At 39.3% G+C, this 16,413-nt stretch carries 14 protein-coding genes; 12 read left to right on the top strand and 2 right to left on the bottom strand.

Features of this window, described 5'->3' with window-relative positions; all coding sequences use genetic code 11:
* Window positions 1-111: 111 nt before the first annotated feature.
* A complete protein-coding gene (locus tag JOC59_RS02855; RefSeq protein ID WP_205143290.1) occupies window positions 112-1,287 on the top strand; it encodes an MDR family MFS transporter in 1,176 nt (391 codons plus the stop codon).
* A gap of 593 nt (window positions 1,288-1,880) precedes the next feature.
* On the opposite strand, the gene JOC59_RS02850 is transcribed toward JOC59_RS02855, so the two are convergent.
* Together JOC59_RS02850 and JOC59_RS02845 are read right to left on the bottom strand one after the other, a co-directional pair.
* Window positions 1,881-3,497 (bottom strand): ABC transporter permease, encoded by a 1,617-nt coding sequence (locus JOC59_RS02850; protein WP_205143289.1) that lies wholly within the window; start codon window positions 3,495-3,497, stop codon window positions 1,881-1,883.
* On the bottom strand, window positions 3,487-4,401 hold the full coding sequence (locus tag JOC59_RS02845; RefSeq protein ID WP_205143288.1) for an ABC transporter ATP-binding protein: 915 nt from the start codon (window positions 4,399-4,401) through the stop codon (window positions 3,487-3,489). The genes JOC59_RS02850 and JOC59_RS02845 overlap by 11 nt, the downstream gene beginning before the upstream one ends.
* Window positions 4,402-5,008: 607 nt before the next feature.
* Here JOC59_RS02845 and purE point away from each other — a divergent pair.
* The 11 genes from purE to purD are packed head-to-tail and all read left to right on the top strand — an operon-like array spanning window position 5,009 to window position 16,378.
* Window positions 5,009-5,503 carry a 5-(carboxyamino)imidazole ribonucleotide mutase gene (gene purE / locus JOC59_RS02840; protein WP_205143287.1) on the top strand — a complete coding sequence of 165 codons (495 nt, stop codon included), beginning with the start codon at window positions 5,009-5,011 and terminating at the stop codon, window positions 5,501-5,503.
* The gene (gene purK, locus JOC59_RS02835; RefSeq protein ID WP_205143312.1) at window positions 5,496-6,608 is read left to right on the top strand and encodes a 5-(carboxyamino)imidazole ribonucleotide synthase; all 1,113 of its coding nucleotides are present in this window, start codon (window positions 5,496-5,498) and stop codon (window positions 6,606-6,608) included. The genes purE and purK overlap by 8 nt, the downstream gene beginning before the upstream one ends.
* Before the next feature lie 15 nt (window positions 6,609-6,623).
* The gene (gene purC, locus JOC59_RS02830; protein ID WP_205143286.1) at window positions 6,624-7,337 is read left to right on the top strand and encodes a phosphoribosylaminoimidazolesuccinocarboxamide synthase; all 714 of its coding nucleotides are present in this window, start codon (window positions 6,624-6,626) and stop codon (window positions 7,335-7,337) included.
* A gap of 14 nt (window positions 7,338-7,351) precedes the next feature.
* A complete protein-coding gene (gene purS, locus JOC59_RS02825; RefSeq protein WP_205143285.1) occupies window positions 7,352-7,612 on the top strand; it encodes a phosphoribosylformylglycinamidine synthase subunit PurS in 261 nt (86 codons plus the stop codon).
* A gap of 10 nt (window positions 7,613-7,622) precedes the next feature.
* Window positions 7,623-8,303 carry a phosphoribosylformylglycinamidine synthase subunit PurQ gene (gene purQ, locus JOC59_RS02820; protein WP_205143284.1) on the top strand — a complete coding sequence of 227 codons (681 nt, stop codon included), beginning with the start codon at window positions 7,623-7,625 and terminating at the stop codon, window positions 8,301-8,303.
* Window positions 8,300-10,516 carry a phosphoribosylformylglycinamidine synthase subunit PurL gene (gene purL, locus JOC59_RS02815; protein ID WP_205143283.1) on the top strand — a complete coding sequence of 739 codons (2,217 nt, stop codon included), beginning with the start codon at window positions 8,300-8,302 and terminating at the stop codon, window positions 10,514-10,516. The genes purQ and purL overlap by 4 nt, the downstream gene beginning before the upstream one ends.
* Window positions 10,501-11,973 (top strand): amidophosphoribosyltransferase, encoded by a 1,473-nt coding sequence (purF, locus tag JOC59_RS02810; protein ID WP_205143282.1) that lies wholly within the window; start codon window positions 10,501-10,503, stop codon window positions 11,971-11,973. The genes purL and purF overlap by 16 nt, the downstream gene beginning before the upstream one ends.
* Window positions 11,970-13,016 carry a phosphoribosylformylglycinamidine cyclo-ligase gene (purM, locus tag JOC59_RS02805; RefSeq protein ID WP_205143281.1) on the top strand — a complete coding sequence of 349 codons (1,047 nt, stop codon included), beginning with the start codon at window positions 11,970-11,972 and terminating at the stop codon, window positions 13,014-13,016. Before purF ends, purM begins: the two co-directional genes overlap by 4 nt.
* Window positions 13,006-13,578: a phosphoribosylglycinamide formyltransferase gene (gene purN / locus JOC59_RS02800; RefSeq protein ID WP_205143280.1), complete on the top strand. Its 573-nt coding sequence runs from the start codon at window positions 13,006-13,008 to the stop codon at window positions 13,576-13,578. Before purM ends, purN begins: the two co-directional genes overlap by 11 nt.
* 6 nt (window positions 13,579-13,584) lie before the next feature.
* A complete protein-coding gene (gene purH, locus JOC59_RS02795; protein ID WP_205143279.1) occupies window positions 13,585-15,114 on the top strand; it encodes a bifunctional phosphoribosylaminoimidazolecarboxamide formyltransferase/IMP cyclohydrolase in 1,530 nt (509 codons plus the stop codon).
* Window positions 15,115-15,124: 10 nt separating this feature from the next.
* The gene (gene purD, locus JOC59_RS02790; RefSeq protein WP_205143278.1) at window positions 15,125-16,378 is read left to right on the top strand and encodes a phosphoribosylamine--glycine ligase; all 1,254 of its coding nucleotides are present in this window, start codon (window positions 15,125-15,127) and stop codon (window positions 16,376-16,378) included.
* Window positions 16,379-16,413: the final 35 nt, after the last annotated feature.

Below are 16,413 nucleotides of genomic sequence, written 5' to 3'. Positions count from 1 at the left end.
AAAGAAGCTTGTCTAGGGTGAGGATAGGGGATTGGCTAGTGATATGGTAGAATTAAAATTACTGATGAAAAAATTATTTAAAAACAGAATAAGTTTAGTTAGGAGCGGATAATGAAAAAAGTGAGTGCACCTGTTTTGGTGCTTAGTTCATTTTTAAATACAGCAGGGAGTAGCTTCATTTGGCCCTTAAATACTATTTTTATGCACGATTACTTACATAAATCACTTAGCTTAGCAGGGTTAGTGTTACTCTTAAATTCGTTAGTTACGCTCGGTGGGAATTATTTAGGTGGTAAATTATTTGATAAATTAGGTGGCTATAGAACGCTATTAAGTGGGTTAAGTATTTCAATTATTGCGTTGCTGATTTTGGTATGGCAACACATTTGGCCAACTTACCCATTCTTATTAGCGATGCTAGGCTTTGGTTCTGGGATTACATTAACAGCAATTAATGCTTATGCTGCGAATGCTGACTATCCCAATAAGCAACGCTTGTTTAATTATTTATATGTTGGTTTAAATTTAGGAGTGGCACTTGGCACGGCACTCGCTGGTTTTTTGGCTGATATCAATATTGATTTAATTTTTGAAGCGAATCTAATAACATGTCTTTTATTTGGACTTTTGTGTCTTATTGCTTTTGCAGGAACGAGTCAGCAAAAGCAGGCTACCGTTGTGATGAGTGATTTACGAGATTCTCCTAAGATTGATAAAACAGCTAAGCGTGGTTTAGCATTAGTCATGTTCTTTTATCTGATCAGTTGGGCCACATATTCTCAATGGAGTAGTAATATTGCTTCACATCTGACTAATATAGGGATTTCGATTGGTGCTTATAGTTTTCTCTGGACCATTAATGCGTTAGTTATTGTTATTTGCTTACCACTTATTAGTAAATTAATTGATAAATCGCGGTGGTTCAGCGCTAAACAAGTAGCAATTGGGACGTATTTATATGCAATATCATTTTTAATATTATTGATGGCTCAAACGTATACCATGTTTATGGGCGCAATTATTATCCTGACGGTTGGTGAAATGTTAGTCTTTCCCGCTGTCCCCGCCCAAATAAGTAAGGTGACCCCACCAGGTCAAGCAGGGACATACCAAAGTTTAATCAACATGGCATCAACGGCTGGGAAAGCATGTGGTCCATATTTAGGAGCGTTACTTATATTATTGTGGCATTATAATGGCTTATATATATTAATTGCCGTGATATTAGTTTTATCATTGGGGATGTGGTATCGGGGGATGCAGCTTTTGCACGGAGATAATGAGTAGGAAAACGCCGTTCTTAATTGACTTTTATTATTTATTTATACTAAATTTTTTATTAAAATAATTATTATAGTTATCAACGTTATGTTTTAGGTTTTTAAATGCCAAAGTAAAATTTTTATATTATTACGATGAACAGTTTCATTAGGATTTTTGAAAGTATTATCGATTTGTAAATTTGAGTCTTTTAAGGTGAGTGATATTTTGAGATAATTATCCATGGAGATTTCCTTTCTGCTTGGTGGTGGGTTATCTCTTTTTTTTACACTTTTTTAAAAAATGCAAAAAAAAAAATATACCGGTTAACGTGACGACGTCATGTCTATCAGTACCAAAAAGTGTAGCCCCTTTAGTAAGAGTTATGCTCGCGCATAGCTCTTTTTTTGCAACACTATACATGCTAAAAAGGGTGTACAAATAAAAGTCGCCGTTAAGAAACCTGATGATAGAAAGTATATCGTTGTTCTAAGTTTTGGATAACAAAAAAACGACAATTGCTTTATTTGCAACCATTGTCGCTTTTATGATTCTAAATTAGATAAATTTTTTATAACCTTAGCTTCATCATTTACGATAGTAATTGTTTTTAAACTAGTTCATAGGGTTAAATCTTGCTGACGATAACCGGCAATACCTAAAACAAAGAGTACTCCGGTACTAATAATCATCACACTTAGCCACATCTGACTAACTGCTGTCAGCGGGACATTTGTAATCCAGCCAAAAGGTGTCAAATTATCAATTTGCTTTGGTAAATCAAATAGTCCCCGAAAAACTTTAACGATTAATCCGCTTCCCATGTAAATCCAAAATAGGATACTTAAACGAGGCCAAAGACCACTTATGGCTATACCGAGCGCAATAAAAGAAGTTACAGCCGGAATGCTAGCGCTTAAAAGGTGTTCAAGATATCTAAGTGGTAGTGGTTGATTAAGGACTGTGTTGCCAGTGAAAAACAGAGCCAATAATCCGGCAGAAAGAACAAGTCCCCCCACTAGTAGGCCAAAACAATAGTAGCTTGCGCTAATCGTGATTCGCGTTGGTTTTCCAGCATGAATGATACTCAAATATCCAAAGTTATCATCACGTTTGAGTCTGAATACAATTTGGACACCGGCGATTGCGGCTAAGGCAATAAAAATACTGAGATACATGCCAAGAAAGGATAGAATCATGCTTTGATTAGCAGCGTTAATTTGGCCCACATCTAATATTTTACGATAAAGAGAATTTGTTTTAACAATATCACCAACACCATTGAGCATACTACCCATGACGCAACCAAATATTACCGCACTGATTAACCAGCCAATAAACAAGTAACGTTCAGTTCGCCACAATAAAGTCGGAATTGAGTGAAGCCAACTAGCAGCCGTAGTTCTACCAGCACGTTCAGAAATGATACTGGATCCCAAATCGCGATTAGAACCAATTATGAAAGCACTACTTATAACAAGTATGCTGACGAGCAATGACAAACCTAACTCCCAAAGATTATTTTTAGTATAAAAGTCTACTTTTTCGAACCAGCCAATAGGTGAAAACCACGTTAATTTCTGCTGTTTGAGATCGGTAACCAACCTCAGTAAATAGGTGAAGAGTAAAAACATGTAGCTCAATGTACTGGCTGTACGGCTGTTATTAGTCAATTGTCCAAATAGTAACGCAATGGATCCAAATAGCAAGTTGGCACTGAGCATCCCCAATGCAAACAAGCAATCTCCATACAAATTAGTACCATTCATGTCGATTGTGAATAATAAAAGAAAGTAGAACCCGCTCATAATAATGCTATCAATAAGAAGTTCAAGTAAAGTAGCGGTGATGATCGCAGTTCGGCCAACATTTAGGGCACGAATCATTTCAATCAAGCCATTCTCTTCTTGAACACATGTATTGCGTATAATCAACTGCATAACCCATAAAGCTTGTAAAATAATCATGAAAACGACCATCACACCAGCAAATACAATTGCTGTGTTATATGTTGCCACCCTTGGAATCGTACCAAACATTGCCATCATGCTTGGTGCTTGTAGTATTTTGACAATCGCTATTGAACTCGAGGCTTTCCCTACAAACGCAGCTTCCAATTTACTAGCGCCACTGGCAAGCATCGTAAGTAACAGAATAAGCCAAATTAGCGAGAATTTTAGATTTTGTTGAAGATTTGTCAGAAGTAGATACTTTGCATTTCGATTACTAGTCTGCATAATGTGCACCTTGCTTTCCATAATATCTTAAAAATAAGTCTTCAAGGGTTGGGGAGGTTGACTGGATATCAAGTATAGTTTTGGCGGCAAGGGTTTTCATAATCATACCAAGCGCGTCACGATCAGCAGTGAAAACAGCTTTGGTGTGCGCAGTATTTTTATATGTCAGATCGTAAACACCAACCTGATTACTGATGTCAGTCATTGAAGTAGCGGTGGCAACTGCAATTTTGATCCGTGATAAATGCCGTAATTGAGCAAGACTACCGCTCGCAATCACTTGACCCTCACGAATGATGACAATTGAATCACACATTCGTTCAACTTCGGACAAAATATGACTCGATAGCAACACACTTTTACCAGCCTTCTTCAATTTTAAAACCTCCGTTTGGAAAGTCTGCTCATTTAATGGATCAAGTCCGGCAGTAGGTTCATCAAAAATATACAAATCTACATCTTGTGATAGAGCAGCAATTAACGCAACTTTTTGCCGATTGCCTCTTGAATAGGTGTGTGCTTTTTTCTTCGGATCGAGTTCAAAGCTTTTAATTAGTTCATCGGTCTTTTGATTATGCTTTTGGTTGTTCAAACGTAGCAAGAGATCAATAATTTCACCACCAGAAAGGTTTGGCCACAAATTAACATCACCAGGAATATATGCGATGCGGGGATGAATTTTAGCATCATTCTGCCAGGCATCCTTACCGAAGACAGAGACTGAACCGCCACTGCTTTTTAATAAGCCTAAAATAATTCGAATAGTAGTTGATTTTCCAGCCCCATTAGGTCCCAAAAAGCCCAAAATTTGACCGGTCTCCAAGGTGAAACTGACATCGCTTAATGCTACAAATTTACCAAATTTTTTCTGAAGATGATCAAGCTTGATGATAGTTGTTGTCATGTTATTCGTCCCCCTCAACGATGTTAAAATTTGTGTCATGTGACAAGCAGATTTCTTGTTCAATCACATTTTTCCAATACGATAGTGGTGATTGACTCAGCGATTAACGATCCCCGGCTTTTTAAGCCATACATTAAATACAAAACATAACGAACGAGGAATATCTTAAGTAATCATGCCTATCTTTTGTTCAATATAACATAGCGTAAAAACTTTTTAAATTTGAATAACTCCACTTAGCTTATTTATTTCAATATTCATTTGTCTGATTTATCAAAATTTGTCAAAAAATTAAATAAGTTACACATCTAGCAACTAATTTGAAACTTAAGTTAGGGGCTTTTTTACTAATTACGGTAAGCAAATTGGTATCAATTTATTGGTTTATAAATTAAATTGAGATATTTTTTATTTAGTTTTAAAGTTCGTCTTTTACTATTTGTTACTACCATAGTGTGAATAATGTGACTTAAATTAAAATTAAAAGCGAACTATTATAAAATATTAATTTATTAATATACGTAAAAAACTTGAAAACGACAAAAGTTTACGTTACTATAATCACATATTATTACAAAAAACGAACTTTGTTGAGGTGAAAAGAAAAATGGTTCAGGTAGCAGTTATTATGGGTTCTATTTCTGATTGGCCAGTTATGCAAGCAACTACCGCCCAGTTAAAGGAATTGGGTGTAACTTTTGAAAAACATATTATTTCAGCTCATCGGATGCCGAATGAACTACAAGAATTTGGACTAACGGCTCAAACAAAAGGGTTAAAAGTTATCATCGCTGGGGCGGGGGGAGCGGCACATTTACCCGGCATGGTCGCAGCCAATACGCAAATTCCTGTAATTGGTGTCCCAATGCAAACGCATGCTTTAAATGGCTTAGATTCACTTTTATCGATTGTTCAAATGCCAACTGGAGTACCAGTAGCTACGGTCGCAATTGGCAAGGCTGGGGCAAGTAATGCGGCCATCTTAGCTGCAGAAATTGTCGCATTAAATGATAGTGCCGTCGCGCGAAATCTAGCTAGTTTTAGGGCAAATCAGACCTACATGGCACAAGAAAGTGAGGCACAGCTAGATGAAGATGAATAAGGCACCAATTTTACCGCCAGCAACGATTGGGATTATTGGTGGCGGGCAACTTGGCCAGATGTTAGCGCAAAGTGCTAAGACTATGGGCTATCATGTTGGTATTTTAGATCCGATACCTGACTGTCCGGCGGCGCAAGTTAGTGATTTTCAAATTATTGCGGCCTACGATGATCAAGTGGCTTTAAAAAAATTAGCTAATAAGTGTGCATTATTAACCTATGAGTTTGAAAATGTTAGTTTAATTGCGCTAGAAACGCTTAAAAATGATGTCAGTTTACCGCAAGGATTGAGGCTATTAGCAATTACTCAAAATCGGTTAGTTGAGAAAAACTTTTTACGCGCTAATGATATTCCAACCGTACCGTTTACAGAAATTCAAGCAACGACAGATTTAACAACAGTGGGTGCCTATCTACCAGGTATTTTAAAAACAACAGTGGGTGGTTATGATGGTCATGGACAAGTAGATATTGCAAATACCACGATGATTACGGCCCACGCGCAATTATATCAACAGGCGCCGGCAATTCTTGAAAAACGGCTTGCCTTTGTACAAGAAATTTCAGTAATGGTTACGCAAGATGGCCTAGATCAAGTGCATATTTGGCCAATTGCAGAAAATAAACACGAACAACATGTTTTAAAAACAAGTTTAATACCGGCACAAGTAAGTCCTAAGGTGGCCTTACAAGTAACGCAAATTGCGACAAAATTAGCTAAAAAACTTGATTTAAGAGGTGTCCTGGGGGTTGAAATGTTTGTTACTGCTGATGAGCAAGTATTAGTGAATGAACTTGCCCCACGTCCCCATAATTCGGGGCATTACTCAATTGAAGCAATGAACGTATCACAATTTGAAGGCCACATTCGCAGTATTACTAATTTACCAATTGCACCGTTAAAATTATACCAGCCAGCCCTCATGGTTAACTTACTAGGTGAACAGTTAACGCATGCTAGAAACGAGCTAAGTCATCACCCTGAGTGGCACTTTCACGATTACGGTAAAGCACAAATTCGACCATTGCGTAAATTGGGCCACATTACCGTTATTGGGACCAACGCAATTAATCACAATAAAAATTGGTTAAAAACGGATAAATAAGAGGATAGTAACCTAATGGAAAAGCAAACATTGTTATATGAAGGTAAAGCTAAACAAGTTTATAGCACAAATGAGCCTAATATTTTGTGGGTTCATTTTATGGACCAAGTTACTGCTTTAAATGGTAAGCGTAAAACACAAATCGCTCAAAAGGGGCAATTAGCGAGTGCAATCTCTGATTATCTCTTTAACTATTTAACAGATAAAGGTATCGCTAATCATTATCTAAAAAAAGTGGGCCCAGTTGATCAACTTGTAAAAAAGGTCGAGATCTTACCACTTGAAGTTGTAGTTCGTAATTTAGCAGCCGGCCACTTTGTGACTAAGTATGGGGTACCGATGCATCAAAAATTAACCGCAACGATCCACGAATTTTATTTAAAAAATGATGAACTAGATGATCCATTCATGAATGATGAACAAATTATGGCTTTAAACTTAGCGACAAAAGCGGAAATTGCGACCTTAAAAGCCCAGGCTGATTTGGTAAATCAATATTTAACAACGCTTTTTAAAGAAATTAATATTGAATTAGTCGATTTCAAATTAGAGTTTGGCTATGATGAAACCCAAACTTTAATCTTGGCTGATGAATTATCACCAGATAATATGCGGCTACTTGATATGACAACGCATGCTTCACTAGATAAAGATGTCTTTCGGCAACAAAGTGGTGACATGACGAGTGGTTATCAAATTGTTTTAGACCGCTTAATTAATCGCAAATAATAGGAGAAAAAGCCATGTACTTAGCAAAAATCTATGTAACTTACAAACCATCAATTCTTGATCCAAAAGGTGAAACGGTTAAGGATGCCCTTCATCGGTTAGATTATCAAGCCGTTAGCGATGTCGTGATGGGCAAATACTTTGAAATAAAAATTGCTAATGATAATGAAAGTGATGTGCGGAAAATGGTTGAAGCGTTCAGTCAACAACTACTAATTAATGTTAATATGGAAGTTTTTCGATATGAATTAATAGCACTCTCAACGGCAGTTTAAGGAGATAATAATGAAGGCAGCGGTAATTAGTTTTCCAGGATCCAACTGTGATTATGACATGTACTATGCGTTAAAAAATTGGCAAATTACACCAACAATTGTTCCGGCTAGTGTTACTGATTTGACAGCCTATGATGTAATTTTTTTACCTGGTGGCTTTTCCTATGGGGACTATTTAAGAACGGGGGCCATTGCCCAATTTTCACCAATTATGCAAGCGTTACAAACGGCGAATGCAGCGGGTAAGTTAATTATTGGTATCTGTAATGGCTTTCAAATTTTAACTGAGGCAGGTTTATTACCCGGTACTTTACAAACTAATCAAAATCCAGGCTTTATTTGTACAACGACGGCTTTGCATATTGTCAATTCTACATCAGCATTTTCGAGTGCCTATCAAAAAACCGATATTAATTTACCAATTGCACACGGTGAAGGAAACTATTATATTGACGATGAACAGTTAAGCCAACTAAAAGCAAATAACCAAATTATTTTTACATATAACGATAACCCTAATGGATCCGTAGCTAATATTGCTGGCGTGACAAATGTCGCGGGTAATGTCTTTGGGATGATGCCCCATCCAGAACGGGCTGTTGAAACAATTTTAAACAACACAGATGGCCAAGCTTTTTTTACCTCAATTATTAATTTTTTAAATCAAAAAACGGAGGCTGTTAAAGCATGACACCCACTTATCATGAACCAACCCCAGCTGAAATTAAAACGGCTAAATTGTATTTACCCTGGGGCTTAACAACACAAGAATATGACTTAATTACGACTAAGCTCAAGCGCTTACCTAATTATACGGAGACTGGCTTGTTTGCTGCCATGTGGAGTGAACATTGTTCATATAAAAAATCAAAACCAGTTTTGCGGCGTTTTTGGTCCCAAAATGAACGCGTTTTACAAGGGCCGGGTGAAGGGGCGGGGATTTTAGATATTGGTGATAATCAAGCCGTTGTTTTCAAGGCGGAAAGTCATAATCATCCCTCAGCCGTTGAACCTTATGAAGGAGCTGCCACTGGTGTGGGGGGCATCTTGCGCGATATTTTCTCAATGGGTGCACAACCAATTGCGTTATTAGATAGTTTACGTTTTGGCGAAATTAATGATGCACATACAAAGTACTTAATCAATGAAATTGTGGCCGGTATTGCTGGGTACGGTAATGCCATTGGGATTCCCACTGTTGGTGGTGATACCGCATTTGATGATACGTATGCGGGTAATCCACTAGTAAACGTTATGGCAGTTGGGTTACTCGATCAAGCTGCTATGAAGGTTGGTCAAGCTAAAGGCGCAGATAATGCAATTATTTATGTCGGGGCCAAAACTGGTCGCGATGGTATCCATGGGGCTACTTTTGCATCAGCTGCATTTTCTGATGAAGCTCACGTTGATCGTTCTGCTGTTCAGGTTGGCGATCCGTTTACCGAAAAATTAGTCATGGATGCCACAATTGAAATTGCTACTAAATACCCAGAATTAGTAATTGGTATTCAAGATATGGGCGCGGCCGGCCTGGTATCATCATCAGCAGAAATGGCAGCTAAGGCTAAAATGGGGGTTAACTTAAATCTGGATTTAGTTCCCCAAAGAGAAACTAATATGACACCTTATGAATTGATGCTTTCTGAATCGCAAGAACGGATGCTGTTAGTTATTAAAAAAGGAGCAGAACAAAAAATCATTGCGGTTTTTGCACGCTATGGGCTAGATGCAGTCGTTATCGGGCGGGTCACAGCAGATGAACGCTACCGGTTAACTTTCCAAGCGAAAACGGTCGCTGATTTAGATGTTCAATTTTTGACACATGCGCCTAACTATCAATTGCCAAGTGTCAAGCCTACGCGCTTAATACAGGCTAATCCGCACCAATACCAACCCGTTATTACTGATTTTAAGACCACCTTATTATCGTTATTGGCACAGCCAACGATTGCATCAAAAGCTAGTTTATATCAGCATTTTGATTCGATGGTACGTACTAATACGGTGGTAGGGCCAGGAAGTGATGCCGCTGTCTTACGAATTCGTGATACTAAAAAGGCGTTAGCCATGACTACTGATGTTAATGGGCGTTATTTGTACTTAGATCCATTTAACGGTGCTCAGATGGCGGTAGCCGAAGCAGCCCGTAACATTATTGCGGCCGGAGCGGAACCAATTGGGATTACCGATTGCTTAAATTTTGGTAATCCCGATAAACCTGAAGTATATTATGAACTGACGCAAGCCGGCGCTGGCATTACGGCGTTTGCCAAAGCAATTAATACCCCAGTTATTTCGGGGAATGTTTCTTTATACAATGAATATAATGATGAAGCAATTTACCCAACACCAATGATTGGAATGGTTGGCCTACACACAGATGTCGCCCACATTACGACGCAAAGTTTTAAAAATGCTGGTGATTTAATTTATCTGGTTGGGCAAACAACTGATGCTTTTAATGGAAGTGAAATTCAAAAATTAGAAACCGGTCAAATTACCGGCGCCTTGTTTGGTTTTGATGCACAACAAGAAGTTACTAATCAGCAAGGTGTCTTAGCAGCAATCCGCGGTGGGGTGGTTAACAGTGCCCATGATTTAGCAGAAGGTGGCTTAGCAGTAGCGCTTGCTGAAGCGACTTTTGGTACCGCACTAGGCTTTACTGTTAACTTTAACGGAACCGATGCGCAGTTATTTAGTGAAACCCAAGGTCGGTTTATTATTTCGGTTGATCCAGCTAACCAAGCCACTTTTGAGAGCTATTTTAGTGCTGATTTAACGCAAATTGGTACGGTAACAGCAACTAGGCAGTTAGTATTTAATACCAAGCTAAGCACCACCGAAATCGATCAAAAAACAGCTTATCAAACTTGGAAGGATGCACTAAAATGGCGATTGAAGTGAATGAAAAAACGATGACGGGCTTAAATGAAGAGTGTGGCGTCTTTGGTATTTGGGGGACACAAAAGGCTGCCGAGATCACCTATTATGGGCTCCACGCGCTACAGCATCGGGGTCAAGAAGGAGCTGGCATTGTTGGGTGCTGTGAAGGCACATTGCGACAAGAACGCGGATTAGGTCTACTAGCAGATGTTTTTGGTAAGGGGACTCGTTTGGTTAACTTAGCCGGGAGTACTAGTGCCTTGGGTCATGTGCGCTATGCCACTAGTGGGGCCAATGGTATTGAAAATATTCAGCCATTACTGGCTCATTTTAGTGATACCCAACTTGCTTTGGCGCACAATGGTAACTTGACTAATCAGGTTAGTTTACGACGGCAATTGGAAGCAGAAGGGGCCATTTTCCAATCAACATCGGACTCAGAAATTTTATTACATCTAATTCGTCATTCAAAGGCAACGACTTTGACCGCACAAATTAAAGATGCGCTAAACCAAATCCATGGTGGCTTTGCATTTTTGCTTTTGACACCAAATGCCTTATATGCCGCGCTTGACCCCCATGGTTTTCGCCCCTTTGTGATTGGCCAATTACCAGGTGGTGAATACATTGTGACTAGTGAAACAGCGGCATTAAATGTTGTTGGCGCTAAGTTAGTCCGTGATGTTTTTCCTGGGGAATTAATTAAAATTGATGACACTGGTATGCAAATTGATCATTTTACGGATAAGACGGCACTCCAAATCGATGCCATGGAGTATATCTATTTTGCTCGCCCTGACTCAGATATTTATGGTATTAATGTCCACAATGCGCGGAAACGGATGGGGGCACGCTTAGCTAACGAGCATCCTGTTGAAGCTGATATGGTGGTTGGTGTTCCTAATTCATCACTTTCGGCTGCCTCTGGTTATGCTGAAGCACTTGGTCTACCAAATGAAATGGGACTAGTAAAAAATCAATATATTGCCCGAACATTTATTGAACCTACTCAAGAACGCCGTGAACGATCAGTGCGGATGAAATTAGCCGCGGTAGCTAGTATTGTCAAAAATCAGCGAGTTGTATTAGTTGATGATTCAATTGTCCGGGGAACAACTTCAATGTATATCGTTAAAATGTTGCGTGAAGCTGGGGCAAAAGAAGTACACGTCCGCATTGCTTCGCCAGCGTTTAAATTCCCGTCATTTTATGGTATTGATATGCAAACAACCGCCGAATTAATGGCAGCTAATCATAGTTTAGCTGAAATGACGGCTTTAATTGGTGCCGATAGTCTTGCCTTTTTAAGTGTTGATGGATTAGTTAATGCGATTGGCTTAAATCAACAAGTTGCCGGGACTGGTTTAACAACTGCTTATTTTGACGGACACTATCCATCGCCAATTTATGATTATGCACCGACAATGGCAAAATTTGTAGCTACTGGAAAAGTTGATTATATGGAGGAACCACGATGACAGATGCATATGCCCAAGCAGGAGTTGATATTAGCGCCGGTAATACCGCAGTTAACTTAATGAAGGCGGCTGTTAATGCAACTCATAATGATCATGTCCTAACTGGTTTAGGTTCATTCGGTAGTTTATTTTCGCTACCAGCTAATTTTAAAGAACCAATTTTAGTTGCCGGCAGTGACGGTGTTGGTTCCAAACTTTTATTGGCGATTGCAGCCCAAGATCATACTACAATTGGCCAAGACTTAGTAGCAATGGTGGTTAATGATATTTTAGCACAAGGGGCACAGCCATTATTTTTGCTTGATTATATTGGCACTAATCATGTGAACCCCCAGCAAATAGCGACGATTGTAGGTGGTATTGCGCAGGCATGTCAACTGACTAAAACCGCTCTAATTGGTGGTGAAACAGCTGAGTTACCTGCTTTATACGGTAAAAATCATTATGATTTGGCTGGCTTTGCGGTAGGAATTGTTGAAAAAAAAGATCTACTAGATGGTAGTAAAGTACAAGTTGGTGATGTCGTAATTGGTCTAGCAGCGAGTGGGTTACATTCTAATGGTTTTACACTTGCGCGTAAAATTTTGCTTACTGATCAGCAAAAAAAATGGGCTGATTTGTCCAAAAAGACTCAAGCAGCGTTACTAAATCCAACTAAATTATATGGACCAACGGTATTGCCTTTAATTGATAAGCAACTAATTAAGGGGGCCGCTCATATTACTGGTGGTGGTTTATTAGAAAATTTACCGCGTGCCTTTGGTTCCGATGTACAAGTTGAACTAGATTTAACCAGTTGGCATATTCCGATGATTTATCAAACTATGGCCCAATTAGGTAAGCTTACGTTTCATGATTTATTACGGACCTTTAATTTAGGAATTGGCTTTTGTTTAATCGTGGCACCGGAACACGTCACCCAAGTGTTAAACCAATTAGCAGCCCATAATGAAGAAGCACACGTGATAGGACACATCAAAAAAGCATCACCATCAACACCTACACGGCTAACAATGATTGGAGAAGCTCATTATGGTGACTAAAATTGCGATATTTGCCTCGGGAACGGGCACTAATTTTAGTGCTTTGCACCAAGCCATTATTAATCAAAAATTACCCGCTAAAATTAGTCTAGTTGTAGTTGATCAACCTAACGCACCAGTTATTGCCAAGGCGCAAGCATTAGGTATTCCGGTGTTTATTGTGAACTATCGTGCTTACGCTGAAAAAAAGTTGGCCGAATTAGCAATAATTGAACAACTTAATTTACATCGAGTTACACTCATTTTATTAGCCGGTTATATGCGTATTTTGACACCAACACTGATTACAGCGTATCCCAACCAAATTATTAATATTCATCCGGCATTGTTACCAAATTTTCCTGGTCGGCACGGGATTTTAGATGCCTATCAGGCCAATGTTAAGCTGACTGGTGTTACTGTGCACTATGTTGACACTGGTATTGATACAGGCACAATTATTCAGCAAATGACGGTACCACGGTTGGCAACGGATACCTTAGCTGATCTTGAAAAACGAATTCATGCCGCAGAACACCAACTTTATCCAGCTGTTTTAGCTAAATTACTTTCGGAGGAATAAAAAATTATGCAACGGGCATTACTTAGTGTTTCAGATAAAACGGGCATTGTTGAATTTGCCACGGAACTGGTCGCATTAGATTTTGAATTAGTCTCAACAGGGGGGACATTAAAAGTATTGGCCCAAGCCGGGTTACCGGTCGTAGCAATTGACGATGTGACGGGGTTTCCAGAGATGTTGGACGGACGGGTTAAAACATTGCATCCCCGGGTCCATGCTGGTCTTTTAGCACGGCGCGACTTACCAGCACATATGCAAACGTTAGCAGAGCATCAAATTACACCAATTGATTTGGTCGTTGTTAATCTGTATCCATTTAAAGAAACGATTAAGCAACCTGATATTAAATTAGCCCAAGCAATTGAGCAAATTGATATTGGTGGTCCATCAATGCTTAGATCAGCTGCCAAAAACTACGTGAGTGTCTTACCAGTAATTGACCCAACAGATTATGAAAAAGTTCTTGAATTACTGCATACTGATGGCCTAACGAATCCCATTCGAAAAGCTTTTGCCGCTAAGGTTTTTGCGCATACGGCAGCTTACGATAGTTTAATCGCAACGTATCTTGCTGAAACTGAATTTCCTGAAAAATTAACTTTAAGCTACGAAAAATTTGCTAATCTCCGCTATGGTGAAAACAGTCACCAACAAGCCACCGCATATCGTAGTGCCATGCCCGAAGCATATTCCATCTTATCGGCTGATATTATGCATGGTAAACAACTTTCATATAATAACTTACGCGATGCTGATACAGCATTACGCATTATTGCTGATTTTACTGATCAACCGACCGTCGTGACCCTTAAGCACATGAACCCAGCTGGTATTGGTCAGGCAGACACTATTTATGATGCTTGGGACAAAGCCTTTAAAGCTGATGATATTTCGATTTTTGGGGGAATTGTGGTTTTAAACCGGGAAGTGGATTTAAAAACGGCTCAAGCCATGCACCAAATTTTCCTAGAAATTATTATTGCGCCGAGCTATACACCAGAAGCTTATGCTGAGTTGGCTAAGAAAAAGAATTTGCGCCTGTTAAAATTACCATTTGCACAACCCATTGCACCGATGAAAGATGTTGTGTCTGTTTTAGGAGGAGTATTAGTGCAAGATCGTGATTTAGAAACGGAAAGGGCGTCTGATTTTACAGTTGTGTCGGAAAAACAACCAACTGCCGATCAATTGGCTAGTTTAGTATTTGCCCAAAAAGCAGTGAAACATGTTAAATCAAATGCCATTATGGTTGCCGTGGCTGGTCAGACCCTTGGAATGGGAGCGGGGCAGCCAAACCGGATTGACTCGGTCAAAATGGCCATTCAAAAAGCACAAACCAAAGTAGCCTTTAAAGAGGCCGTCCTAGCTTCAGATGCGTTTTTTCCAATGGCTGATTCAGTGGCCTACGCTGCAGCTCACGGGATTCAAGCTATTGTCGAACCAGGTGGTTCCATTAAAGATCAAGCATCCATTGATAAAGCTAACGAATTAGGAATTGTTCTAGTCTTTTCAAAGACAAGACACTTTAAACATTAGGAGTGATAACATGGCACAGGTATTGGTAATTGGCAATGGGGCACGGGAACATGCTCTCGCCCAACAATTATTAGCTAGTTCGCAAGTGACACAGGTTTTTGTGGCACCGGGTAATCCTGGTATGACTGAAACTGGAATTACGGTAGTTCCAATTGCTGTCACGGATATTGCTAGTTTAGTGACTTTTGCGCAACAAAAAGCGATTGACTTAACCGTTGTAGGAATGGAAGATGCTTTAATGGCTGGTGTTGTAGATGCTTTTAACACGGCTAAGTTAAAAATTTTTGGGCCTAATAAAGCGGCAGCCATACTAGAAGGTTCAAAATCATTTACTAAGGAATTATTATCGAATGCAGCCATTCCGACTGCGCAGTATCAAGTCGTTACTGATTTAGCAACGGCACAAGCCTACATTGCGACGCAAACCTTTCCCTTGGTTTTTAAGTTGGATGGCTTGGCTTTCGGTAAAGGTGTGACGATAATTAAAAGTCAACAAGTGGCTCAAACTTATTTGACAAAACTATATCAAAATAACCCGACCGCTAAACTTGTGATTGAAGAGTATTTGACAGGTGAAGAATTTTCGTTATTTACATTAGTTGGGGAAAAGCAGCTGATTACGTTGCCCTTAGCCCAAGATCATAAACGACTTTTGGACAATGATTTAGGTCCTAATACAGGGGGGATGGGTGCCTATAGCCCACTACCACAATTTGATGATATAATTAAACAGGTTGCTATTGATGAGATTGTGAAACCAACACTAGCCGCGATGCAAGCATTAGGTCGCCCCTTCACCGGTGTTTTATATACCGGGGTCATGCAAACAAGTACCGGTCCTAAGGTAATTGAATTTAATGTACGGTTTGGTGATCCTGAAGCACAAGTACTGTTGCCACAATTAGAAGGGGATTTATATGAATTACTCAATAAGTTAGTTACCGGTGAACCCGTAGTTGCTAAATGGCAAACTGATAAATACTATCTAGGTGTTGTTCTTGCAGCGCAAGGATATCCACAAAATTCAGTCAGTGGTGATCTTTTACCAACACTAAGTAATTCAGGATTAACGCAAGTTAACTATGCCAGTGTCACTAAAACAGATGCCGGTTTCGTGACAGCGGGTGGTCGGGTTGCGACGTTAGTGACAGCTGCTAATACAATTACAGCAGCACAAGAACAAATCTATCAAATCCTAGCGGCTAGTCAAACACAATTACAATATCGTCATGATATTGGTAATAAGGCACTAACCAAAAATTAATCATTAAATTAAAACTGAGTGAGGTACTTACTTAA

Source organism: Periweissella beninensis (assembly GCF_016908275.1).
Classification (GTDB): domain Bacteria; phylum Bacillota; class Bacilli; order Lactobacillales; family Lactobacillaceae; genus Periweissella; species Periweissella beninensis.
The sequence above is the reverse complement of the archived record's forward strand: the minus strand, read 5'-3'. Positions and strand labels throughout refer to the sequence as shown.